The following is a 23,238-nucleotide window of genomic DNA, read 5'->3' as shown; positions in this document are numbered from 1 at the left end:
GATACACAACTTTTGCAATTTAAGGCAATTTAAAAAGTAACTTTCATTCCATACAGCTATTGACAAAGAGGAGAAGGTAAGGAGTAAGGCTCCATTCACTCGCTTCCCTTCATTGAATCATTTTTTTAAATACCGATACGTTTGTTCTATTATCCAATCAATTAGAAAATCAACGTTTCAAAAAATTGATTTTTAGCATCGTCCAGGCTCCAATATCATTCTTTGGCGTCTGCTCTTCCTTGTTTTGTTCCTTATTTAATTCATCAGCTGTTAACTGCGGCATGCCCATCAAAGTGAAAAGAGTCAATATATATCATCCTCCTTTATTTTTCCCTAAGGAAACTTATTTATATATAAGAAACTTTAAAATGATTTTTTCATTTTGTCAACTATATTAAATAAAGGCTATTATTTTTCCTTAAGGAAAATAATAGCCTTTATACATTACTTTTTATATGACATTGGATTCACAATATAGATTATAATTTTAAGAAGTGACAACCTTCCCTACCAAAATCTTTTAATCCACTCGCAATACCCTTAACCCATTAAGAATAACTAGAATCGTGCTGCCTTCATGTCCAATCACGCCAAGCGGCATATTAATAACCTGCAGAAAATTGCTGGCGATTAGGACACCGATGACAGCCAGGGAAAAAATAATATTTTGCTTCACAATGGCATTCATTTTTTTAGAAACACGAATCGCATGAACCATTTTGGCTAGATTATTTTTCATCAGGACGACATTGGCTGTGTCTAAAGCAACATCACTCCCCGCTCCCATAGCAACACCGATATTCGCTGTAGCTAAAGCAGGTGCATCATTGACGCCATCTCCAATCATTGCTGTTTGCTGACCTCGCTGCCGCTGTTGTTTTAAATAGTTCACCTTATCTTCAGGCAGACAATTTGCGTGAAATTCATCTATTCCAGCTTCCTTAGCAATACTTGTCGCTGTAGCCTGATTATCCCCTGTTAACATAACCGTTTGCACTCCAAAACCTTGAAGTTCCCGAATAGCTTCCACTGCATCTTGCCGCAGCGTATCCTTTAATAAAAAGACTGCAATAACTTCCGGACCTTTTTTCACAAAGATATTTGTTGTTGCTTTTTCCTGCGTTTTCATAGCCCCAAGAATCTGTTCGGCATCTTGTTTCCCTACCATATCGGCATTTCCAATCATCCAGGTTATATCATCTGCTTGTGCGGACAATCCTCTGCCATTATGGTGCTCCACGTTGGCAACAACATCGCTTTGTCGGCCCCGCTCTGTCACGGCCCAATCTTTCATCGCCAAAGCCAGTGGATGAATGGACTCATTTTCTACGGCATAAATGATATTTGCTACATATCCTATATCATGATCTGGATAAATATAATAATCTACCACTTCCGGTTCGCCTTTGGTCAATGTCCCCGTTTTGTCAAAAGCAATTGCATCTAATTTGGCTAAAGCTTCTACATACACCCCGCCTTTAAACAGAATTCCTTGGCGTGCTCCATTGGAAATGGCAGATAGAGTTGCCGGCATAATCGAAGCAACCAACGCACATGGCGAAGCAACCACCAATAGAATCATGGCGCGATAAATCGTATCTGTCCAAGACCAGCCAAACAAAAAATGCGGGAGAAACATCATCACAGCAACCGTAACCAAAACAATATTGACATACATTCCTTCAAATTTTTCTATAAACTGCTGCGAAGGCGAACGCTCTTCATGTGCATTCTGAACTAACTCGATAATTTTTTGAAACATGGTCTCTGTCGGGAAGGTATTTATTTCAATTTGCAGACTGCCGCCAAGATTAACTGTTCCGGCATAAACCTCATCGTTTCTTGTTTTTGTAACAGGAATCGATTCACCGGATAACGCACTCTCATCAACTGTCGTATCACCTTTTGCAATAATCCCGTCAGCTGGAATTCTTTCTCCTGATTTAACAGTAATATGATCACCTGGCTTTAATTGGTTGATATTTACCACTTCCTCATTGAGCAAAGTGGCCATTTCCGGTTGCAATTTCATCAAGCTTTGCAATTCATTCTTATTTTTATTTTCCGTATAACTTTCCAAAGCGCCCGATAAAGAAAAAATAAAAATTAAAATAGCCCCTTCCGCCCAATAACCGATAGAAGCTGCACCAATAGCGGCAATAATCATCAGTAACTCTACATTTAATTTTTTTGTTTGATATGTCTCCGTAATCCCTTCCTTCGCTTTAAAGAAACCACCAATCAGAAATGCCGCAATTAATATACTGATCCATAAAGTATGACTGATATGACCGGATAATATCCAAGCAACCAAAATAAGTATTCCGCTTACTGCTGCGGCAATGATTTCCCCATGTACTTTGAAATAAGATAGGAAAGAAGTATACCTATTTGTTTTTATATCTGTCATTTCGTAATCCCCCCTCTTAAACGTGATTTCAACCTTTGATATTGATTATCGTTTTCATTTAATTATAATTAATATCAAATTATAATTATTATAAATAGTATATCATACTTTTCTTTCAATGATTTGTAGAAATGGTGACAAATTCATTACATGCTATATTTATAGAGAAGAGGTGTTTTTTCATGTTTATCGTAAACATAACGAAAGACAGTTGTAACGATGGGAAGAGCAAGGAAATATTCGAAAAAAAAGCTGAACAATCCTGCTGTTCAGCTCTCAAAAATTTAATCCTTCACTTTTAAAAGACGCAAGGCATTCAAGATAACAATTACTGCTGCTCCCGTATCACTCAACACAGCCATCCAGAGGGTTAGCCATTCTGGAAATATTAACGTTAAAGCAACCAGTTTAATCGCTAATGAAAACCAGATATTTTGCTTAATAATGTTTAAAGCTCTTCTGCTTAATTTTATGGTATGCGGTAATTTTTCAAGGTTATCTGCCATTAGCACGATATCCGCCGTTTCCATCGCCGTATCTGTGCCGGCACCGCCCATCGCAATTCCCAAATCAGCAGTGGCAAGTGCAGGTGCGTCATTGATTCCATCACCGACCATAGCTACCTTGTGTCCTTCGTTTTGCAATTGTTTAATCGCATCAACTTTATTTTCGGGAAGTAAATCTGCAAAATAGCGATTAACCTTTGTTTCTTCCGCAATATTTTTTGCAGTTCCTTCATTGTCACCGGTTAACATGACCAGCTGTTTTATACCAACTTGTTTTAGTCCTTTTAATGCTTCAACAGTGGTATGACGCAGATTGTCAGCCACAGAGATAATCCCTGTTATCTCCATTTCAGATCCAATCATGACAACTGTTTTTCCATCCCGCTGCATGTTTTCCACTTCATCTTTTACTTCAGGCTTCAAATCTATGTGTAAATCCTCAAATAATGCGAGATTTCCTCCATAGTAGGTGGTTCCATCTATTGTTGCCTGAACCCCTTTACCAGCAAGTGCTTTGAATGATTCTCCCTCTCTCAGTGAAATACCATAATCTTTCGCATATTGAACAATCGTTTTTGCTATAGGATGCTTAGAATAATCTTCTAATGTAAAAGCAATAGATAGTAATTCATGCTCTGTCGCTGTGAATGGTATTATTTCAGATATTTTTGGCTTCCCCTCTGTTAATGTGCCCGTTTTATCAAACGCAATGGAATGAATGACTCCTGCTTTTTCCAAAAAGGTTCCGCCTTTAATAAGGACACCGTTTTTCGCAGCATTGCCAATCGCAGAAACAATTGCAACGGGCGTCGAGATTACCAATGCACAAGGACAAGCAATAACTAATAAAGCGAGCCCTTTATAAATCCAGTCTCCCCATGCACCAAATCCAAAAAGAGGCGGGAAAATCATAACAGCCAATGCTGCCAGAAATACAATAGGAGTATAGATGCTTGCAAATTTATCAACAAATGCTTCTGTTGGCGCTTTTTGTTCCTGGGCTTCTTCTACTAAATGAATAATTTTTGAAATCGTCGTATCTTCTACCAGCTTGGTCACCTGCACTTCAAGAGAACCATGCTCATTGATGGTGCCTGCATAGACCGAATTACCAGCTACTTTATCAACAGGGATAGATTCCCCTGTAATCGGTGCCTGATTAATACTTGTCTCACCTTTGAGGATTTCACCGTCTAATGGAATACGATCCCCAGGTTTGATAATAATGGTATCTTTAACCGCTATCTCCTCTACTGGTTTTTGTATTAACTCCGAGCCTGTTTTTATCCATGCTTCAGAAGGTGCCAGTTCCATTAAATTACTGATGGATTTTCTTGTCTGTTCAATAGACCGGTTTTGAAGCACATTGCCAAGAGCAAATAGCCAAACAACCGTCGCCCCTTCAAACCATTCTCCAATGAATGCTGCGCCAATTGCAGCTGCTGACATAAGTACATTCATGTCTAAAGATCGGCTTTTCACGGCAAAATAAGCACTTTTTACAGGTTTATAGCCGCTGGTAACCATCGCAATAGCGTATAACATAGTCGTAAGCATTGCAGGCATATTATTATAGGAACCGATAAATCCGAGCAAGATAAGAAAGCCGCTGAAAATAATGAATCCATATCCTTGTTTATTTGATTTTTTCATCTTGTTTTGTTTATTTTCATTTGTATCCAAAGAAGCTTTATAGCCAATTTTGGATACTTCTGCAAGAATATCCTCCACCGGGTTATCATGGTCTACTGTCATTTTTCCAGTAGAGAAATGAACATGGACATCATGGACAGACGGGAGAGCGCGCAAATGATTTTCAATACTTTTCGCACAGCTGCCGCAATCCATTCCTTCTACATGATAGGTTCTGATATGTTTATGCGCTTGAATCGGTTCCAGTGTATATCCGAGTTTTTCTACTTCACGGGTCACTTCATCAAATGAAAGTGCTGATGCTCCAGCTACTTGCAGTTTAGCTGCAGGATAATTGACTTTTACTTCCTGAATATCTTTTACTTTATTTAAAGCTTTTTCAATGGTTGAAGCACAAGAGGGACAATCCATTCCCTGTACACGATATGCAGCTTTGTTTCCATGAACAGATGTTATCTGACCTGTTGGAGTATTACTGGTTGTCGCACAACAACTGTCAGATGCTTCCCCAGATGGATGGCTGCAACAGCTACCTGCTTTCCTTTGAATACTTAAATCTTTTGACATTTGTTCTTCAGTTGTTTTTTCCTTTTCTTGATGATTGCAGCATGTATCAGCCATGTTCTTTCACACTCCTAGACAATATGATTTTCGCAATGGTCCATATCCTCCTCTGTTTCATCCAGTACCACATCAATCATGGCAAGCAAATCCCGGACATGCTGGTTTCGTAGACTGTAATAAATATACTTTCCTTCCTGTCTGCCCTTAATGAGCCCGCACCCTTTTAAACAAGACAAATGCTGTGAAATATTGGATTGATTTCCTTCTATGTTCTCCACAATTTCCGAAACGGTTCTTTCTTTTTCCTTAATACAGTCCAATATTTGAATCCGTGTTCTATGTGAAAATCCATGCAAAAAGTTTACTTTTTTATCAAGTTGATTAGTAGACATCCTTATTCTCCTTTGACATATTAGTATAAATGAATATGTATTATGTTATCATATTAGCGGAAACGAATATGTGTGTCAAAAAAATGTTGCTGCCATCTTTCTTTTGATCAGTGCAGCAACAGGCTCTTTCATGTCAACCAAATAATCATCTCCTTAAAATCCATTACAATATAAACTTTTATTTTCCAGCGCTTTTTCTATTGAATGCTTTTTCCATAAAAACCCCCTGAAATTAGATACGATATCTTTTTCAAGGGGTTCCTCTATTTCTTCTTGCTTCCTTGTTCCTTTAAAAATTCAATAGATAATTGATTCATTTTTTATTTCATACAAACGAATCAACATATTATTTTTAATATCCTGGAAATTCCTCCGTACGGATATTATCTTCGTTCACACCGGCTTCTATTAACATTTCCTGCATTGCTTTAATCATGCCGCCAGGACCTGATAAATAGTAGATAGGTTTATTGATATCTGAAACATACCGTTTGAGCATGTCTGCATCAATATGACCGGTTTCGCCATTCCATTCATTTTCATCCGCTCTCGTCATTACAGGCACAAACGTAAAATGAGGATTTCTTTTTTCCATGTCTTCCAAATCTGATAAAAACGGTGCATCATCCGGTGTTTTATTGGAATACAGCAATGTAAGGTCATGATCCGTTTGCTGATTTGTAGCTTCCGCAATCATGCTTCGAATTGGTGTGATACCAATGCCGCCAATCAAAAATACAGCAGGTGTGGATTCCGTTTTATGCAGGGTGAAGCTTCCATTTGCCCCGTCGAATTCAACCTCACTGCCTTCTGGTAAGTCTTTCAACTCCCGTTTAAATGCGGAATCTCTCAGACGGGTTGCAGTAACCAGTTCGTTTTCACTTGGCGCATAAACCAGTGACAACGCTCTCTGCGTCCCTTCCTCATCTATCTCTTCCGGATTAATCAATTTGATATGCGTGAGCTGCCCAGCTTTAAATTCAAATCCTTCTGGCATTTCCCAATGAAAAGCCATTGTATCATTTGCTACAAGTTCTTTTTTCTTTAATTTAATGGTATTATTTGCCACTTTGATCTACTCCTTTACATAGAATCGTTTTCTTCACAAAAAATACTGATGTAAGCTATGAGGTTAATCTATAATATTTCTTCCCCTTTTTTTCTTTTTACAAACAAAAACGGCAAATGAAAATGCACAAACTACGATGCAACCGATTTATTCTGTATCTGCTGATAAAAAGTCTTGTAATGCTTGTTTATTTTGTTCTAAGTCAATTTCCAGCACCGCACCGGCTTCTGTCCGGGCATTTTGAAAGGACTGATCTACGGGAATGCTTAATGTGTCTATAGGATTCTCACTGCCAGCTATTAACCCTTTACCAATAGAGAGTATGGTTCTATTATCTACATTGGTGTCAATGTATGGATCTGCAATTCCCAACAATTTTGGCAATTTCATCAGGCTGTGAACACTCACCGCTTCATCTTTCAACTTAGCTATTGCTTCTTGCTGACGCTGTACTCTTCCGTGGTCGCCATCTCCATCTTTCCGGAATCGTACATACCCAAGCAGCTCTTCCCCGTTTAATACTTGTTTCCCTGGTTCAAGTGTCACGCCAATATCTTCTGACATTTGATGCGGTATATCTACTTCAATCCCATCGGGAGCAATAATATCTGTGATTTTCGAAAATCCTTCGAAATCCACCACCGCATAATAATGAAGATCGATATCAAAATTTTGCTTTAGTGTTTGCCTAAGCAGCTCCGGACCGTCAAAGGCAAAAGCTGCATTAATCTTTTGCATCCCGTGTCCAGGAATCTTTACATATGTATCACGCATAATGGAAGCAAGCTTGATATCATGGGTATCTTGATTGTAATTGGCAATCATAATGGTATCCGACAAGCCGTTTTCATCTCCGCGTGTATCACTGCCAATCAGTAACACATTGATTTCTCCAAACTGCGGTTCTGAACCCTCAAATGGAATAAAAGATGTGCCATCGTCTTTGTATTGTCCTTCTTCAGCTTCTGATAAACCTTGATAATACTGCGTTATTACATAGGCAACTGCTGCAATAATACATACGATTACCAATAATAAAACACGAGGTATCCATTTTCGTTTTGCACTTTTTCTTTCACGTCTTTTCATGTTAAATACTCCTTGTATATTTCTTTAGTTGGAAAGTTTTTTTAAAGCAATTTGTACAGCAATAGCGTCATCCATATACCCAATAGGGAAAATATAATCCGGAACTACATCTACTGGTGTAATAAAGTACAATAGTGCACCTCCCATGACAGTTAAAGTAAAGGGATCCCTTTTATATTGTGCAAATTGTGTATAAAAATCCTTTAGTTGATTAATAAAAGGTCCCTTGCTCCCTACCTCATCTACTTTTTTCTTAAATTGATTGTGAATGGTTTGGTTTCCTTCTTCCGTTTGAACTTGTTGTTCATAACTGGCTAATTGCTGTTGAACGGCATCCATACTTAAATTATCTTGATAAAGATCGGCTGCCTTTAGTGTCTGCTGAATCTCTTTCATGGATGTATGAATATCCGAAAGGTCATGAGATGCTTCGGCGTGAACAGAATAACCAGCTGCATGCATAAGTTCTGCGAGCGGTATATCCAAACAAGAAGCAAATTTCTTTAAATGTTGCATATTCGCTTCCCGCTTTCCATTGATAATACGTGAAATAGTCGCTTTATCAATACCCGTCTGCTCACTGCATTTTCTTATTGAAATGGCACGAGTGTGTAATAACGCTTTCAATCTGTTACCTAAATGATACGTGGACATATGTATTATCCCCTCATTTATCAAAATGTTTGATGATTATCCCTTTGAACCAACGTTGTTATCAAAATCTTTCATTATTAAGGCAACTGGCTGCATCATTCGAAATACGATCAACCAAGCAGATTAATGATAATCTATTACATAATATATCCGAGTGTTGACATGATGTCAACACTCGGATATATTACAATCTTTATTATTACAGAATACCATCTGTTTTTTTACAACATCGTTTCCTTTTCCGTTTTAAAGATTAATTTCATCCCTTCATGACTGGCAGAAAATCCTAACCTTTCATAAAAGCGATGAGCGTCATGGCGCTCTTTGTCGGTTGTTAATTGCACGAGACCGCATTTTTCAGCTTTCGCAATAGCAATTGCTTCTTGAAACAAAGCTTCTCCCATCTTTTTCCCACGATAATTTTTATCAACCCGGACTCCTTCTATCTGTGCTCGCTTCATTCCTAATCTTGCCAATCCAGGTATAATGGTCAATTGAATACAGCCAATGATCTCTTCTTCATCCAAAGCTAAAATAATCTGGTTACCAATCTGTGCTTCCATTGCCTCAAAAGCTTGATAATATTCTTCTGGTAATGGATTTTCATACCTTTCACGCCCGGAACCTAATTCATCGTCAGCTAATAAGCGAACAATTGCAGGTATATCTTCTTTCTGTGCCTTTCGAAAATGCATTATATTTCTCTCTCCTTTCATGCAGTCAATACATTTTTTAATTGAGAAGTCTCGCTCCTCTTATCCATCAACCTACTATTAATTAGTATAGAAGAAATTATTTCACATTCACATCATTTCCAATGTTTTATTTCTTCGGTGCGGTTTAACGAAAATAATTTGTGATGTAAAAGGGAGTCCTTTAATACGTTTGGTTAAAAGGCTCCCTTTTTTACGATTGAATCCTGTTTTGTGATGAAGCGATTAAAAGACTCCGTATTTATGAATATTATGAAGAGACATGATTTTCAACAGTGTGAAATTGGATTTTTATTCATATTTATGAACAATAATAGTTTACTTCATTATAGACTGATATGCTTTTCTTTATTTTGCTAAAAATTCTATTAATAAATCGTTAATTTTTTGTTTTTTTTCAAAGAACAATGCATGTCCAGCGTCTGAAACTCTAGTTAATTGATAGTTAGGCATTGTTTTTTCAAGTTCCTCAGAAAATTGGATAGGGCAAACTGCATCGTCTGTACCGTGTATACCATAAACAGGTAGGTCTATGGTATTAACATCTTTTCTTAAATCTTCATCACGTAATGATTCAGCAAGTTTTACTGTACCGATTAATGATGATGTCAATGTTAATCGATTAAAATAATCTTTGTAGGCATTAGATACATTTGTGTTTGAACTAAAGAATACTTCACCAAAGTCTGTGATTGCTTTAGGATGATCATCAGAAATTGCATTTACTAAATCCGTAACTTCATTTGCTTTCATACCATATGGGTAATCATCACGTTGAACGAAGCTTGGTCCAGCCGGTCCCAAAAGTATCATTTTTTGTAAATTAGGATTGTTATATTTCGAAGCATATTTTAATGATAATGCACCACCTACTGAAAAACCTACTATAATGTAGTTTTTAAGTTTTAATTCAGTAATGACTTTTTGAATATCATCTGCAATACTATTGTAATCATAACCTGATGCTGTTGTGTCAGATAAACCAAAACCTCTGTGGTCAATACCAATATATCTATAACCATTTTCTACTACGTGTTGTGCTTGATACTCAAACATTTTATTATTTGCTGGCCATCCATGTAAGAATACGACAGGTTGTCCTTCACCGATATCTTCTACGTTTAAATAAGCATTCTCTTCAATTTTAATTTTATGTGCCACTTGAATGACCTCCTTTTATTTCTGTGAACAAAATATATTGTCTTGCTAGCTTTGTTCCCAAAAAGAAACATGAAAAAACATTATTTTTGTATTCGTTTCTATTAATTAACATTTCAATAATTGACACCTTGACAAAATCATCCCTACATGATAAATTTTGAACGGTCAATCAAAAATATAATCTTTTAATCAAATTATATTTCACCCAATCAAAAAGGAGTTTATCATGATGGATAACAAAGTAGATGAATTTCATCATCTCCCCCGTTGGTTTCAACGCATCATCCCATTTATCAGTATTGTTTTATCCGTACTTGCATTTTCCTATGTTATTTATCTATATAACCTGGAATCATTCGCATTTGTGCAATGGATTCGTTTCATTATTTTTATCATTATAGGTGTGGCGATGATTCTTTCCGCCATTTTTTATATTTTTAATGCGGCATTCTCTTGGAAATGGTTCATTGGAACTTTAGGATTGCTGCCTATCTTGCTTCTATTGCAATTGATTATATTTCTGTTGACGGTTTTAAGAACGGTTATCGATTCTCTTTTTCAAGGGAGCCTTCCGGAACCGGTTCAAATGTTTATTGAAAATTATCCAAGCAAATTTGATGTTGTTATTTTGTCGGTGCTTTTCATTGTCGGAGTACTGTGGATGATTAATAAGTTGCGAAAGAACAAGGGATAAAAGATGAGGAGGTTTGTTTATGAGCCACTTAAAAACGGACAAAACAACGCAAACGAAACGTGCACTCTCTCTAGACCTTGCACGTGGATTCATGCTCTTTTTCATTATACTCTCGCATATCCCATTGTTTTTATACACAATAGAGCCAGGAGTCATCACCAAAGTTGCCGGCAACACACCATTAGATCATTTCTTCAATTTTTTAATGGAAATCATAGTAGATAACCGGGCGCGTCCATTATTCGCCGTCCTATTTGGTTATGGCCTCGTTATGATTTATCGTAAGCAATGCGAAAGAAAAGGCGCAGCGGAAGCGAAACGTATGATAAAAAGACGTTGCTGGTATTTGATATTGTTTGGCGCAATACTAGCCGGTGTTGCTGGCGGGCAGGACATCTTGATGACTTATGGTATTGCAGGACTTCTTGTCACCTTCAGCTTAAAAAAGGATAATAAGAAAATAAAGAAATATGTACTTATTTCTACGATTATATGTATCTTATATATCCCGCTTTTTTGGGGAGGTGTCCTCGTGGAAAATCAGTCTTACGGGTTACCGGTAGAATTAACTGGCCAGGAATCATATACAGGTACAATACTTGACCGGCTAATCTCTATCCCTCTTATTCCATTGTTTACGCATATTGCCTTTCCGGTAATTCCTTCTATCTTAATGGGAATTTGGCTGGGGAATATAAATATACTCCTTCAACCAGAAAAACATATCAAACTATTAAAACATTTAACCATTGGCAGCTTAACAATTTCTCTTGCTGGTGCTATACCATTGGTGTTGATTAACGATGTCTGGTTTCCTGACCTTTTCACTGCAGGACTTGTGTACGGTATTCAAATTATCACTGGTTTTGCAGGCGGTGCTGGCTATGCTGCATTGTTTGGATTATTGGGAGTTGCTATTCGAAAGCGTGGGTTGATCATCAATGCAATCGCAGCAATGGGGAAACGTTCCTTAACATTTTTCGTGATCCATGAGGTTTTGACAGTCATCCTATTATCTCCTATTGCTTTCAATTTAGGAGCACACTTAACTGTCACCACTTCCGTATTCGTCGGTACCTTGATGTGGATGTTAACTTTATCCATTGCGCACTTGATGGAACGTCAGCAAATAAAAGGGCCATTGGAAGTTTGTATGCGTTATTTGGTGTATAACAAATAACGGAACAGAATAATATCATGAGATGACAAAGTAAAAACTGCATTCCCGATAGAGCATAAAACGCTTAAGGAATGCAGTTCTTTTTAAAATATTTTATCTTATTTCTTCAGTTTCCAGCCAAATACAGGCATGTCGTTCGCTTCACCATAATTTTCAATACGCTCTGCCTTTTTCAAATCTTCCATATCTTCCTCTGAAATGGTAAAATCCACTCCAGCATTATTTTTCATATGAGCTGGATTTGCTGTTTTAGGCAAAGGAAGTAATCCAAGCTGCAACGTATAGCGGATACTTAATTGCGGGATGGAAACATTGTATTTTTCTGCAACCGTCTCCACTTCCTTATTTTTAAATAATTCACCGTGAGCAATTGGGGAATAAGCCTCGACAAGAATGCCTTGCTCTTGCGTATATGCAATTAAATCAAATGGGGTATTGCTGATATGGGCTAAGATTTGATTAACCATTGGCTTGACCTTGCAATAATCAAGAATATTGTCTAAATCTTCTTTTTCAAAATTAGAGACACCAATTGCACGAAGTTTTCCTGCTCGGTAAGCTTCTTCATAAGATTTCTCTTCTGCAGCAAGCTTTGTCGTGATAAATAAGTCTTCTCTACCCACTCCGCTATTTTTAACCCCTTCACCAATACCATTTTCGTTTCCATAGGCTTGCGCTGTATCAATATGCCGATAACCGATTTTCACTGTCTCTATAACAGCATGTGCGGCATCTTCATTATCAATAAACCATGTTCCAAGACCTAATTTAGGAATCTCAATCCCATTGGACAACTGATAATTTTCATTTAAAATCATTTGAACATCTCCTATTATATAATTTGACCAAAGTATATTTGGGGCAATGGCATTAAAATACATTATAATACCTAGAGTCTACTTCAGGTCAACAACTTCTTACTATAATCAAAAAATCAGCATATGAATCAGTCCAACCATTATGGATATAACAAAGCCTATAATTATTCCTCTTAAAAATGCCCTGAAATGAAAAGCATAATTATGATACTCGCTGACCATATCTTCCGTACCCGGAATACGAAACCCTTTCATATGGCGAAACATCAGCCAATCTATCACAATCAAATCATAAAGATTACCGATAGTAAACAAGATAAACATATGAATAAATGCTTCCAAAAATCCTTCTGCACCAGCCACCCTTGCAAGCAGAACACCCAGGAAAACAAATATAACGCCACCAATCATCTTCGCAACTATTTTATTATTCCTGGTCGGAATGCTTCCTTGGTATTCTTCCATTGATTTAACCCGTTCCTGTATTTTCGGAGGATAATTGTACAAACCTTTCATCGGATCATTTTTAAAGTATTTAAAAGCTATAACAATTGTAAATAACAAACACAAAATAACGCTCTGAATGAACAAAACCATTTTATCCCCCCTTTCTGTACTTCATCATTTTATTTATATAATGTTCTGTTAATTTCTAAATATATTTTTTTATAATGCATTCACACATTATTGATTATTGGTCGAACAACTCAAGTTTTAATGGAATACTTTCTTCTTAACCCTCTGTTATTCATTTTATGATTTGGCAGTACTCATCCCACAAATTTCCCTCATTAAAATAAGTTTACCTGAGGAAAAAATAAAGTAAAGAATATATAATCATTTTATAATTAAAAATGAAACAAAGTCACTATTATCGGATATTGAATGATAAACTGAGGCATCTTCATGCTTTTTATCATAAGGAAAATGAAACAAAAGATAAACGACCAAGAAAACCTAAAAAGTTATTTAAAACATGAGAAACTCCCTTACAGTAGATACTTTTAAAAAGTAACCTACTGTAAGGGAGTTTCTTCCAAAATGCTTCTGGTATATTGGTAAATATTCTGCTTATCATATACCCAGAGCAAGAATCGTTAAGGCAAGCTCAACTGGGTCGTCCTGCCTCCATCCACGGTATAAACCTGTCCCGTAATAAACCCTGCTTCCTCAGCAGCGAGAAAAGCCACAAGTGCTGCTACCTCTTCTGGTTTACCAGTCCGACCGGCAGGATGAATTTTTCCAAGGTCGCGTTTAAATGCTTCAGGATCCGGTGAATTTTCGATAAGATTGATGTTCAGGTCCGTATCAATCCACCCTGGTGCTACTGCATTGCAACGTATGCCTTCATGTCCATGATCAACAGCGATGGAACGGGTCAAGCCAAGAATACCTGACTTCGTCACACCATAGGCCGCATGGTTAGGGTTTGCAGCCATTCCTTCCACAGAGCTGGTATTAACGATACTGCCTTGTGTCTTGCGCAGATAAGGCAAAGCTGCACGAATCAGCAGGAAAGGTGCTGTCAGGTTCAAATTGATGTTACGCTGCCAATCCTCTAGGGTCATTTCTTCGATTCCTGCTTCCATCATCATACCCGCATTATTAATCAGAACATCGAGCCGTCCTGCACGGTGAATAACTTCAGCTATCACGCGTTCCGGTGTCTTCGAATCAGAAAAGTCAGCTGTAATCGAGTCAAATGTCTTATCTTCACCGCGTTGTGCAGTGATGACAGTTGCCCCCTCATCGTGCAGGCGACGGGCGATAGCTTGCCCAATCCCAGAGCGTCCCCCTGTCACTAAAGCCACTTTGCCTTCGAAACGCTTCATTTGATCTGTCATTATCATCTTCCCCCTTTGCCTAATTATGTTACACATTTGAATGGATGCTGTAAATTAAATAGAGTCATTTTCAACATTATCGGAAATAGCTATTTTAACGATTAAAACGGTCTGTAAAAAAAGGTACGAATAGACAACATTGGCACTGTCTATTCGTACCTTTTTCAAATTCAAACAACATTTGTAAATACTTGTTTTCACTCAATTTTCGCACTTTTAAAAGTAACTTTGGATTCATAGGAACAAGGGTTGACCATTGAATACAGCATGCTTACACGGTCAATTCTATCAAATTGCCTTCCGGGTCTTCGAATACACTTTCATAATATCCATCTCCAGTAACACGCGGACCATTGACAAGCAGGTAACCATCCTTGTTCAATCTGGTTGTCATTTGATCAACGATTTCTTTACTATCTAATGAAATCGCAATATGAGCCCAGCCGAGCCGCTCATTGGAATCGGTTTGATCCATACCCGATTTACGCATAATTTCTAAACGTGCAGATGTATCAAATGTTAGAAAATAGGATTCAAAGCCCTTCTTTTCATTACAATATTTTTCACCAGCAACTGCTTGAAAATATGTTTCATAAAAAGCCTTCATTTTTTCTAAATCCTTCACCCAAATTGCAACATGTTCTATTTTCATATTCCTTCTCCCCCTTCAGACAGTCTCTGTTATCATGAGATGCAGTCCAAGACTTTGTAATCAATATAAATAATCCTGTTCCCAATCGTTGACAAAATGGTGGAAAAGTTCGTGTTTCCCCCACACAATCACAACATTCATTTTGTTCTCTGCCTCCTGCCTAAAAAGAAAAACTTCTTTCGGAAATGCGTTAAAAAAGCTGTATGTCGCACGTCTTTGAGCAAGTACATATTCCTTTTTTCTTTCATACCAAGATTATACGGTGAATCTCTTTATTTGTACAAGTACATCCTGCTACTTGAATTTCCAGTTATAACCTCAAGAAAAAATTGAAAAATAATTCCCTTCACATAATACGGTTACTAAAGGGTTATGTTAAAGGAAAGCATCTTTTTATTAAATAAAAGATAAAAGGAGAACATTTTCCATGAGCAAAAATAAGAAGCATTTTTCTAGTGTGTTCATATACGCATCCATTATTGTCGGTATATTGGTGATATTGGGTGCTGTTTTCCCTGACCAATTCGGTAACATTTCTGGTGCAATAGGAACATGGGTTACAGAAACATTTGGTTGGTATTATATGACCACTTTTACTTTTATTCTGTTTTTCAGTATTTTCCTTGGTCTCAGTCCAATTGGCAAACTCAAATTAGGTAAACCAAATGATAAACCGGAGTTCAATACAATATCTTGGCTAACAATGCTATTCAGTGCTGGTATGGGGATTGGTTTGGTCTTTTATGGATCATCCGAACCTATTTCCCATTATTTAGCTCCGCCGAATGCCGATCCGGAAACGCAAGCTGCCTTAGCGGAAGCAATGCGCTCTTCTTTCCTGCATTATGGACTCCACCCTTGGGCCGTATATGGTATTATAGCACTGACATTGGCCTATTCGCAGTTTAGAAAAGGGGAGCTTGGTTTAATTTCAAAAACACTCCGTCCCATTTTAGGAGATAAAGTAGATGGCCCTATTGGAGATATTGTTGATGTATTAGCCGTATTTGCAACCATTATCGGGGTAGCCGTATCCTTAGGTGTCGGCGCGATACAAATTAATGGAGGTTTAAACTATCTCTTTGATGTACCTAATAATATATGGATGCAGGGAGTGATTATTGCTGTTGCGACCGTGTTGTTCTTAATCAGCGCTTGGATCGGATTAAGTAAAGGGATGCAGTATTTAAGCAATTTGAATATGATATTAGCTGCCTTATTATGTCTTGCTGTGTTAATCCTGGGCCCTACCTTACTGATACTTAATATGATTCCGAGTGCAGCCGGAGATTACTTCAACACTTTAATATTTAACAGTTTGGACCCAGCACCATTAAACGAGCAAAAGCACGAATGGATGCAGGAGTGGACAATATATTATTGGGGCTGGTGGATGAGTTGGAGTCCTTTTGTAGGTATTTTTATTGCAAGGGTTTCACGCGGCAGATCCATCCGGGAATTTATTCTGGCCGTATTATTCGTTCCAACCGTTGTAAGTTTTCTTTGGTTTAGTTCTTTTGGATTAACAGGGATTGATACAGCACAAAGTGTACCGCAAATATTTGACATGCCACCTGAAACACAGCTGTTTGGCATTTTTAATGAAATGCCTTGGGGTATTGTTTTTTCTATTATTGCTTTAGTGTTGATATTATCTTTCTTTGTTACTTCAGCTGATGCTGCCACATTTGTGTTAGGCATGCAAACTGCTTTTGGAACGCTTCATCCCAAGAACTACATCAAAATCACATGGGGAATCTCATTATCCACCATTGCATTTGTATTACTTTTATCGGGTGGAGAAACCGGATTGGAAGCCTTACAGTCTGCCGCTATTATCTCTGCACTTCCTTTTAGTCTGGTCGTCATCTTAATGACGATAGCCTTCTTCAAAGATGCCGAGAAGGAAAGAAAATATTTAGGATATGCACTAACGCCTAACAAAAAAAGAATAAAGGAATATGAAGAACAGACAAAAGACGAAGAAAACGATACAAATCAAGAGTAACGTTATTTAGCAGGTGTTAAATGAGCCTAAGAAAAACGTTGCTATAATATATTTAAAAAATTACAGTCAATAAAGGTATCAATGGACACTGTCTTTCATATCCTATTTTAGAGGTGAGATAATGGGAAGAGTAGCTTACCGAGAAGCAGATGTTGACTTAATGGCAAGGATGATGCGGGCGGAAGCGGAAGGCGAAGGAAAACAAGGAATGCTGTATGTTGGAAATGTTATTGTTAACCGCGCAGTAGCAGATTGTACCGATTTTACAAATGTAAGAACCGTCGAAGAAGTTATCTTTCAAATTCAAGGAGGAAATTACTCTTTTGAAGCCGTTCAAGAAGGAAATATGTTTTACCAACGGGCAAGACCATTTGAAAGAAGATTAGCAAGACAGAATTTGGAGAGTTGGAGAGATCACCCGGCGAAGTTTGCACTTTGGTACTTTAACCCATATGCACCCTGCCCTCCTACATGGTATGACCAGCCTTTTTCCGGTCAATTTAAGCAGCATTGTTTTTATGAACCAGCTCCTGGAACATGTGAAAGTGTTTATATGGGATAGTAAGCTTGTGTCCTATATGAGATTAGAATATGTATTGCATCAATTGGAAGAAGTCCAGCCCCCGTTTAGTGAGAAAAGGCGGCTGGACTTCTTTTTCGTGTTTTATCTAACTCTTTCTGTCTAATTAACAGTTTAAAATATGATTTATCATCTACTTTTAACCAATCACTTTTCAGTCTAGATAAAGCTCTCTTAAAGCGGACCAACTATCAGATGAGGTACATAAGGCTCTTCTAAAAATGCAACTTCTTCCGGTGTTAAATGAATGGAGAGCGCAGCTACCGGATCTTCAATATGATACAGTTTTGTAGCACCAATAACCGGCGCTGTTACAGGTTCTTTCTGAAGCAGCCAAGCAAGTGCGATTTGAACACACGGTACACCACGCTTTTTTGCGATTTCTGCAACGCGCTCTACTATCACCCGATCTGTATCTTCTGTCGCACCATATTTCGACTTTTGAGACTTGTCTGTTTCAGAACGTTTCGTTGTTTCAGACCAATCACGAGTTAATCTGCCTGAAGCAAGCGGACTATATGGAGTAACGCCAATTTTTTCTTCTTTACAAAGGGGAAGCATCTCTCTTTCTTCTTCGCGATACAAAAGGTTTAAATGGTTTTGCATGGAGACAAATTTGGTCCACCCATTTTTCTCTGCCACATGATTTGCTTTTAAAAACTGCCAAGCATACATGGCAGAGGCTCCAATATATCTTGCTTTTCCTGCCTTCACCACATCATGCAATGCTTCCATTGTCTCTTCAATCGGTGTGTTATAATCCCAGCGGTGAATAATGTAAAGGTCCACATAGTCGGTTCCGAGACGCTCCAGACTTTTATCTATTTCACTCATAATGGCTTTTCTGGAAAGCCCGACTGCATTTGGTCCTTCATGCGTTGGAAAATAGAGCTTTGTTGCAATGGCAATTTCATCCCGATTGGCATAGTCTTTAAGAGCTCGTCCCATAATTTCTTCACTTATTCCATTAGAGTAAACATTGGCCGTATCAAAAAAATTAATGCCAAGTTCAAGCGCCCTCTTAATAATGAGGCGGCTGTGCTCCTCATCAAGCACCCACGGATGAATCCATTTTTCCGGGTCACCAAAACTCATCCCGCCTAAGCACAGCCGTGAGACATCTAACCCCGTATTTCCAAGTTTCACGTATTCCATTCTGAAACATCTCCTTTCATTTCATGTACACACTATACCCTTTAAAGCGAACTTTGAGTCAATTTTATTAATTTATTATGAATTGAATTGAAAGTGGTTTTCTTTCTTCATTCATTTCTTCTATATAGAAATGTACTTTTAAAAAGAGAACCAGTTTTAACATCCAAAATATGGTTCGCTTTCTGTGTTGACCTGAAGTCAACTTTAAATGATATTATTTAGTTAATGCTATACAATGAAAGTTTTTGTCATCTACCTTTGTAATATAATATAAATAAAGTATGCGAAAGGAAGTAAATATAATGATACTGACATTGGTCATTTCCCTTATTTTAATCGGCGGGTTTTTAATCGGTTTAAGACAAGGTTTAGTTTTGCAATTTGTGAATCTGACTGGTTTTATTATTTCACTTGCCGTTGCTTATCTATTTTTTAATGATATTGCTCCGCATTTAAGCTGGATCCCTTCCCCTGGTGCAGATAGCACATTTGAACCCATTTTTTATCAAACGATTGCTTTCCTGCTCTTGCTTATTGGTACACAAATTCTATGGAACGTTTTAGGTTCAACTTTGAATTTATTGGCGAATTTACCTTTAATAAATATTGTAAATCGCTGGCTTGGCGGTGCATTTGGTTTTGTAAAAGTATATCTCATTCTTTTTCTATTTCTAAATCTTGTTTCTTTTGTCCCAATTGTTTCTTTACAAGATTCTGTTTCTGAATCAGCGCTAGCACAGACGATGCTTCAGGATACACCGGTTCTTTCCGAGAAAGTAGAAGAAATTTGAATAATTACTGCGATCCCTTTTTCTTGACCTAAAGTCAACTTGAAGTATTAGAATAGTACTCACAATAATAAGGAGGTAGTAATCATGCAATCAAATTGGACACAAGAACAACTGAACACTTTCTCAGCAGCGGATGATATGTATATTTCCCCTTTTTACAGTGACGGAGAGACACCTGGAACACCGACTTGGATTTGGTCTGTTGTAGCAGATAACAACCTGTATGTCCGTGCTTATAACGGCCAGCGTTCCAGATGGTATCAATCAGCCGTTGAACAAAAAGCAGGGAAGATAAAATTAGCTGGTCAAGAATATGACGTGACGTTTGAGCCAATAAATAATGATGCTGCATTAACGGAAAAAATAAACGAAGCTTATCGAGAAAAATATGGCTCCAGCGTATATCTTCCTCCGATGCTCGGAGAAGGACCTGTCAGTGCAACAGTAAAAATAGTACCGTGCAACGCAGAATAAATTGATACCAAACCGCCTCAATCCATGATCGATTGGACGGTTTTTTTGACGATAGAAAAATATAACATAAGTATTCGATAAAGAGGTTTAACTATATTCCTTTTCAAGTTTATTTCTTTTATGTATATATGTAACAGCCTGCACTGCCTTCAAGGTCTATGCTTAAAAGGCATCATCTTTGATATATCAGGCATTACACACATACACCTTTCTTTGTTAACCTTAACTGCACAAGTAAAAAAAGAATAGGGTGAATGAATAATATGGAATCAGCGAAAAGCCTTTCTAAAAATACCATTTCAAATTCCAAAAAAATAGCTATAAGTACCTTATTAGGTACCTTAGCAGCTTTTGGTTCACTGACAGTCGATATGTATCTGCCGAGTTTTCCAACGATTGCTAATACGTTTGGGACAAGTGCTTCAAATGTCCAGTTAAGCTTAACCTTTTGTTTACTAGGCCTTGCAGCCGGACAAATTATTTTTGGACCGTTAAGTGATAAACGCGGAAGAAAAGTTCCGCTTATTTCTGCTCTAATGCTCTATATAGTTGCTTCTGTTTTATGCATTTTTGCCCCCTCCATTTGGTTATTCATCGCTGCCAGATTTTTTCAAGGATTAACTGCTTCAGCAGGCGTGGTCATTTCCAGAGCAATTGTCCGGGATATCTATTCTGGCAAAGATTTAACCAAACTCTATGGATTAATCACCCTCTTTGTAGGAGTCGGGCCTATTATAGCTCCAATTATCGGCGGGGCAGTTCTCAACTTCACAAATTGGCAAGGCATTTTTCTATTGCTTGGCTTGCTAGCTTTGTCCATATTGGCAATTATCTTTATCGTTTTACCCGAAACCAACCCTTCTTCCAATCGAGTGCAGGGAAATATGAAACAAACATTGGCGACGTTTGGGAAGTTAACAAAGAATAGACGCTTTTTAGGATATGGACTGACACAGGGATTGGTCATGGCTGGTGTATTTGCCAATGTTTCCGGCACGCCATTTATTTATCAGTCTATTTATGGCGTATCACCGCAAATGTTCAGTTTCTTATTTGCTTTAAATGGCGCTGGAATCATACTCGGTACCAGAATCATTGGAGGGATCACGAAAAAAATAGAGGAAGATAAGTTGCTCTATATCGGGCTTTGCATCTCTACCTTATGTAGCATTGTCTTATTTTTCATGACTTGGATACAAGCACCTTTACCTTTGATTGTTATCCCTTTATTTGTCGTTGTTTCCTGCACGGGCATCAGCACACCTTTGACTTTTTCTTTAGCCATGCGCAATCAGAAAAAACATGCCGGGAGCGCCTCTGCTTTCTTAGGAATTCTCCCTTATCTATTAGGGGGTATAGCCATTCCTTTTGTGGGGATTGCTGGAGAAAGTACGGCTGTTCCGATGGGGATAACGATCGTGGTTGCCAATCTGGGCGGATTGTTAAGCTATCTGTTACTTGTGCGCAAACATGCTTCAGCGTAAAAGTATACTAAAAGGCATTCCAAGCTGTTTAGCTGAGAATGCCTTTTTAGCGGTTATCCGGGTTTCAACGTTTATTTTCGGAAGCAGTTTGATTTTTAACACAGTCTTTTCTAAAGATAATTATATCTACGTTAAATCAACTGCTTATCTGCCCAAAATACAAACTTAAGTAAATCGCTTGTTTCCAGCATTAATCTTCAAATGATTCCCGGAGTATCCTTACTTCTTTCACTTCGAGACTGGTTAATTCAGCTATTTCTTCATCCGAATAATTCCTGCTCAACAGCTTTTTGGCAATATCCCGTTCCGCTTCTATCCTGCCTTGTTCCATACCTTTTCTGATTCCTTCTTCCTCGATTTCTCTATACACTTTGCCAAACGTCGGAGTGTCCCTTAACTTTTCCAAACCCATGATTTTTTCCTCCTCTTTTTTGTTTTGTGCGATGGGTAACGTTTCATACAGTTGTTCCTGTAAGTCTGAGGGAATCAGCATCATATAATCTATGAAATACACTAATGCGGCGAGATAGTTGGTGCGGTGCGAATATTTTTCAAATGCCAGGCGGAGAAGCTGCTGTTTCAACCGGTATCTTTTTTTGTCATCTTTGACGGTTTTGTCAGTGTTTTCACTGATATACATGCCGGCAAGCACCGCTAAAGCAAATGGATTATCCAATTTTTTCAGTTCTTCTTTATCTTTTCCATGAAATCGATAAGTGTTATAGGTATAGGTTAATTCGGTGCCGTAAAAAGAATAGCCGAATGTGTCTTCATGCTCTTTCTGGCTGGTATCTGTCAACAAGGCGATGGAGTAGATCGGTTGATTCGTTTTGCCACGGAGAATCGCCCGTAAACCTCCCGTCTCAAAATAGAGCATGAAGATTAAACGTATGCAGGCGGGAGGTAACGGGCGCTAACTCCCTGATTCACTCAACTAACCTTCAGCGGGAGAAAAGCAAAAACTCCCGCTGAAGGAAGTTTCGTTTTATCGTAAATCCGGTAAAAATATTTAAACATGCGTTCTGCAAATTCTTTTTTCCAACCGCCTGTACTTCGATATGGATAAAGACGTATTTTTCTTTTCCATTCTTTAGATGCACTTTGACGATTTTATCTGAATACTTGGTTCCTTTTTTGGTTTTCCTTAAAAATTGAAAAAACTCCAGATTTTCGAAATGCATTCCTCGTTCAAAATCAATTTCCGGATACAGGTCCGGTGTTAAGAAAAACCGGGCAAACCCCGCCCGGTCCTTTTCTTTCTATCCAAATTAGAGAACATCTGATAATTTGTATTCCTGTCCATGGATGCCATTATAATATTCTGGATACATTTCTCCTCCGCAATTT

The 23,238-nt window shown here is 37.9% G+C and carries 22 protein-coding genes; 7 read left to right on the top strand and 15 right to left on the bottom strand.

Annotated elements, in window-relative coordinates; translation table 11 throughout:
- Positions 1-169: 169 nt before the first annotated feature.
- From ACFQ19_RS10865 to ACFQ19_RS10825, 9 genes are all read right to left on the bottom strand, one after another.
- Entirely contained in the window at positions 170-307 is a 138-nt protein-coding gene (locus tag ACFQ19_RS10865; RefSeq protein WP_379592106.1) for a hypothetical protein, read from the bottom strand.
- A gap of 213 nt (positions 308-520) precedes the next feature.
- Entirely contained in the window at positions 521-2,410 is a 1,890-nt protein-coding gene (locus ACFQ19_RS10860) for a heavy metal translocating P-type ATPase (protein WP_379592105.1), read from the bottom strand.
- A gap of 284 nt (positions 2,411-2,694) precedes the next feature.
- Entirely contained in the window at positions 2,695-5,190 is a 2,496-nt protein-coding gene (locus ACFQ19_RS10855; RefSeq protein ID WP_379592104.1) for a heavy metal translocating P-type ATPase, read from the bottom strand.
- A gap of 14 nt (positions 5,191-5,204) precedes the next feature.
- Positions 5,205-5,525, bottom strand: a complete 321-nt coding sequence (locus ACFQ19_RS10850) for an ArsR/SmtB family transcription factor (RefSeq protein ID WP_379592103.1) — start codon at positions 5,523-5,525, stop codon at positions 5,205-5,207.
- A 352-nt stretch (positions 5,526-5,877) separates the two neighbouring features.
- The gene (locus ACFQ19_RS10845) at positions 5,878-6,594 is read right to left on the bottom strand and encodes a ferredoxin--NADP reductase (protein ID WP_379592102.1); all 717 of its coding nucleotides are present in this window, start codon (positions 6,592-6,594) and stop codon (positions 5,878-5,880) included.
- A gap of 147 nt (positions 6,595-6,741) precedes the next feature.
- The gene (locus ACFQ19_RS10840; RefSeq protein ID WP_379592101.1) at positions 6,742-7,683 is read right to left on the bottom strand and encodes an LCP family protein; all 942 of its coding nucleotides are present in this window, start codon (positions 7,681-7,683) and stop codon (positions 6,742-6,744) included.
- 24 nt (positions 7,684-7,707) lie between these two features.
- A complete protein-coding gene (locus ACFQ19_RS10835) occupies positions 7,708-8,337 on the bottom strand; it encodes a DUF1232 domain-containing protein (protein WP_379592100.1) in 630 nt (209 codons plus the stop codon).
- A 221-nt stretch (positions 8,338-8,558) separates the two neighbouring features.
- The gene (locus ACFQ19_RS10830; RefSeq protein ID WP_379592099.1) at positions 8,559-9,032 is read right to left on the bottom strand and encodes a GNAT family N-acetyltransferase; all 474 of its coding nucleotides are present in this window, start codon (positions 9,030-9,032) and stop codon (positions 8,559-8,561) included.
- Positions 9,033-9,398: 366 nt separating this feature from the next.
- Positions 9,399-10,211: an alpha/beta fold hydrolase gene (locus tag ACFQ19_RS10825; RefSeq protein WP_379592098.1), complete on the bottom strand. Its 813-nt coding sequence runs from the start codon at positions 10,209-10,211 to the stop codon at positions 9,399-9,401.
- Positions 10,212-10,440: 229 nt separating this feature from the next.
- Between ACFQ19_RS10825 and ACFQ19_RS10820 the strand changes: the two genes are divergently transcribed.
- Together ACFQ19_RS10820 and ACFQ19_RS10815 are read left to right on the top strand one after the other, a co-directional pair.
- Positions 10,441-10,905, top strand: a complete 465-nt coding sequence (locus ACFQ19_RS10820) for a hypothetical protein (RefSeq protein ID WP_379592097.1) — start codon at positions 10,441-10,443, stop codon at positions 10,903-10,905.
- Positions 10,906-10,924: 19 nt separating this feature from the next.
- A complete protein-coding gene (locus tag ACFQ19_RS10815; RefSeq protein ID WP_379592096.1) occupies positions 10,925-12,085 on the top strand; it encodes a DUF418 domain-containing protein in 1,161 nt (386 codons plus the stop codon).
- 98 nt (positions 12,086-12,183) lie between these two features.
- Here ACFQ19_RS10815 and ACFQ19_RS10810 read toward each other — a convergent pair whose 3' ends face one another.
- The 4 genes from ACFQ19_RS10810 to ACFQ19_RS10795 form a co-directional block, all read right to left on the bottom strand.
- Positions 12,184-12,903 carry an aldo/keto reductase gene (locus tag ACFQ19_RS10810; RefSeq protein WP_379592095.1) on the bottom strand — a complete coding sequence of 240 codons (720 nt, stop codon included), beginning with the start codon at positions 12,901-12,903 and terminating at the stop codon, positions 12,184-12,186.
- Between the two features lie 108 nt (positions 12,904-13,011).
- Positions 13,012-13,500: a hypothetical protein gene (locus ACFQ19_RS10805; protein WP_379592094.1), complete on the bottom strand. Its 489-nt coding sequence runs from the start codon at positions 13,498-13,500 to the stop codon at positions 13,012-13,014.
- 500 nt (positions 13,501-14,000) lie between these two features.
- Complete coding sequence (locus ACFQ19_RS10800; RefSeq protein WP_379592093.1) at positions 14,001-14,714, bottom strand: SDR family NAD(P)-dependent oxidoreductase; 714 nt, start codon at positions 14,712-14,714, stop codon at positions 14,001-14,003.
- A 304-nt stretch (positions 14,715-15,018) separates the two neighbouring features.
- The gene (locus ACFQ19_RS10795; protein ID WP_379592092.1) at positions 15,019-15,399 is read right to left on the bottom strand and encodes a VOC family protein; all 381 of its coding nucleotides are present in this window, start codon (positions 15,397-15,399) and stop codon (positions 15,019-15,021) included.
- A 427-nt stretch (positions 15,400-15,826) separates the two neighbouring features.
- Between ACFQ19_RS10795 and ACFQ19_RS10790 the strand changes: the two genes are divergently transcribed.
- Positions 15,827-17,407 carry a BCCT family transporter gene (locus ACFQ19_RS10790; protein ID WP_379592091.1) on the top strand — a complete coding sequence of 527 codons (1,581 nt, stop codon included), beginning with the start codon at positions 15,827-15,829 and terminating at the stop codon, positions 17,405-17,407.
- Between the two features lie 121 nt (positions 17,408-17,528).
- A complete protein-coding gene (locus tag ACFQ19_RS10785) occupies positions 17,529-17,969 on the top strand; it encodes a cell wall hydrolase (RefSeq protein ID WP_379592090.1) in 441 nt (146 codons plus the stop codon).
- A gap of 192 nt (positions 17,970-18,161) precedes the next feature.
- On the opposite strand, the gene ACFQ19_RS10780 is transcribed toward ACFQ19_RS10785, so the two are convergent.
- Positions 18,162-19,142 (bottom strand): aldo/keto reductase, encoded by a 981-nt coding sequence (locus ACFQ19_RS10780; protein WP_379592089.1) that lies wholly within the window; start codon positions 19,140-19,142, stop codon positions 18,162-18,164.
- Between the two features lie 302 nt (positions 19,143-19,444).
- Here ACFQ19_RS10780 and ACFQ19_RS10775 point away from each other — a divergent pair, with 302 nt between their 5' ends.
- The 3 genes from ACFQ19_RS10775 to ACFQ19_RS10765 all read left to right on the top strand — a co-directional run bounded on the left by ACFQ19_RS10775 (position 19,445) and on the right by ACFQ19_RS10765 (position 21,891).
- Positions 19,445-19,933 (top strand): CvpA family protein, encoded by a 489-nt coding sequence (locus ACFQ19_RS10775; RefSeq protein WP_379592088.1) that lies wholly within the window; start codon positions 19,445-19,447, stop codon positions 19,931-19,933.
- Between the two features lie 84 nt (positions 19,934-20,017).
- Positions 20,018-20,407 carry a DUF2255 family protein gene (locus ACFQ19_RS10770; protein ID WP_379592087.1) on the top strand — a complete coding sequence of 130 codons (390 nt, stop codon included), beginning with the start codon at positions 20,018-20,020 and terminating at the stop codon, positions 20,405-20,407.
- Positions 20,408-20,670: 263 nt separating this feature from the next.
- On the top strand, positions 20,671-21,891 hold the full coding sequence (locus ACFQ19_RS10765) for a multidrug effflux MFS transporter (protein ID WP_379592086.1): 1,221 nt from the start codon (positions 20,671-20,673) through the stop codon (positions 21,889-21,891).
- Between the two features lie 190 nt (positions 21,892-22,081).
- Here ACFQ19_RS10765 and ACFQ19_RS10760 read toward each other — a convergent pair whose 3' ends face one another.
- Positions 22,082-22,768: a hypothetical protein gene (locus ACFQ19_RS10760; protein WP_379592085.1), complete on the bottom strand. Its 687-nt coding sequence runs from the start codon at positions 22,766-22,768 to the stop codon at positions 22,082-22,084.
- Positions 22,769-23,238 lie beyond the last annotated feature (470 nt).

The organism is Oceanobacillus locisalsi (assembly GCF_042675985.1).
In the GTDB taxonomy this organism is placed as follows: Bacteria; Bacillota; Bacilli; order Bacillales; family Amphibacillaceae; genus Oceanobacillus; species Oceanobacillus locisalsi.
This window is presented reverse-complemented; position numbering and strand designations above follow the sequence as displayed.

What these genes read in the sequence shown, in the direction of transcription:
- ACFQ19_RS10860 (WP_379592105.1), bottom strand. Translation starts at nt 2,410, where the DNA reads ATGACAGATATAAAAACAAATAGGTATACTTCTTTCCTATCTTATTTC.
- ACFQ19_RS10855 (WP_379592104.1), bottom strand. Translation starts at nt 5,190, where the DNA reads ATGGCTGATACATGCTGCAATCATCAAGAAAAGGAAAAAACAACTGAA.
- ACFQ19_RS10850 (WP_379592103.1), bottom strand. Translation starts at nt 5,525, where the DNA reads ATGTCTACTAATCAACTTGATAAAAAAGTAAACTTTTTGCATGGATTT.
- ACFQ19_RS10840 (WP_379592101.1), bottom strand. Translation starts at nt 7,683, where the DNA reads ATGAAAAGACGTGAAAGAAAAAGTGCAAAACGAAAATGGATACCTCGT.
- ACFQ19_RS10835 (WP_379592100.1), bottom strand. Translation starts at nt 8,337, where the DNA reads ATGTCCACGTATCATTTAGGTAACAGATTGAAAGCGTTATTACACACT.
- ACFQ19_RS10830 (WP_379592099.1), bottom strand. Translation starts at nt 9,032, where the DNA reads ATGCATTTTCGAAAGGCACAGAAAGAAGATATACCTGCAATTGTTCGC.
- ACFQ19_RS10820 (WP_379592097.1), top strand. Translation starts at nt 10,441, where the DNA reads ATGGATAACAAAGTAGATGAATTTCATCATCTCCCCCGTTGGTTTCAA.
- ACFQ19_RS10815 (WP_379592096.1), top strand. Translation starts at nt 10,925, where the DNA reads ATGAGCCACTTAAAAACGGACAAAACAACGCAAACGAAACGTGCACTC.
- ACFQ19_RS10810 (WP_379592095.1), bottom strand. Translation starts at nt 12,903, where the DNA reads ATGATTTTAAATGAAAATTATCAGTTGTCCAATGGGATTGAGATTCCT.
- ACFQ19_RS10805 (WP_379592094.1), bottom strand. Translation starts at nt 13,500, where the DNA reads ATGGTTTTGTTCATTCAGAGCGTTATTTTGTGTTTGTTATTTACAATT.
- ACFQ19_RS10795 (WP_379592092.1), bottom strand. Translation starts at nt 15,399, where the DNA reads ATGAAAATAGAACATGTTGCAATTTGGGTGAAGGATTTAGAAAAAATG.
- ACFQ19_RS10790 (WP_379592091.1), top strand. Translation starts at nt 15,827, where the DNA reads ATGAGCAAAAATAAGAAGCATTTTTCTAGTGTGTTCATATACGCATCC.
- ACFQ19_RS10785 (WP_379592090.1), top strand. Translation starts at nt 17,529, where the DNA reads ATGGGAAGAGTAGCTTACCGAGAAGCAGATGTTGACTTAATGGCAAGG.
- ACFQ19_RS10780 (WP_379592089.1), bottom strand. Translation starts at nt 19,142, where the DNA reads ATGGAATACGTGAAACTTGGAAATACGGGGTTAGATGTCTCACGGCTG.
- ACFQ19_RS10775 (WP_379592088.1), top strand. Translation starts at nt 19,445, where the DNA reads ATGATACTGACATTGGTCATTTCCCTTATTTTAATCGGCGGGTTTTTA.
- ACFQ19_RS10770 (WP_379592087.1), top strand. Translation starts at nt 20,018, where the DNA reads ATGCAATCAAATTGGACACAAGAACAACTGAACACTTTCTCAGCAGCG.
- ACFQ19_RS10765 (WP_379592086.1), top strand. Translation starts at nt 20,671, where the DNA reads ATGGAATCAGCGAAAAGCCTTTCTAAAAATACCATTTCAAATTCCAAA.
- ACFQ19_RS10760 (WP_379592085.1), bottom strand. Translation starts at nt 22,768, where the DNA reads ATGCTCTATTTTGAGACGGGAGGTTTACGGGCGATTCTCCGTGGCAAA.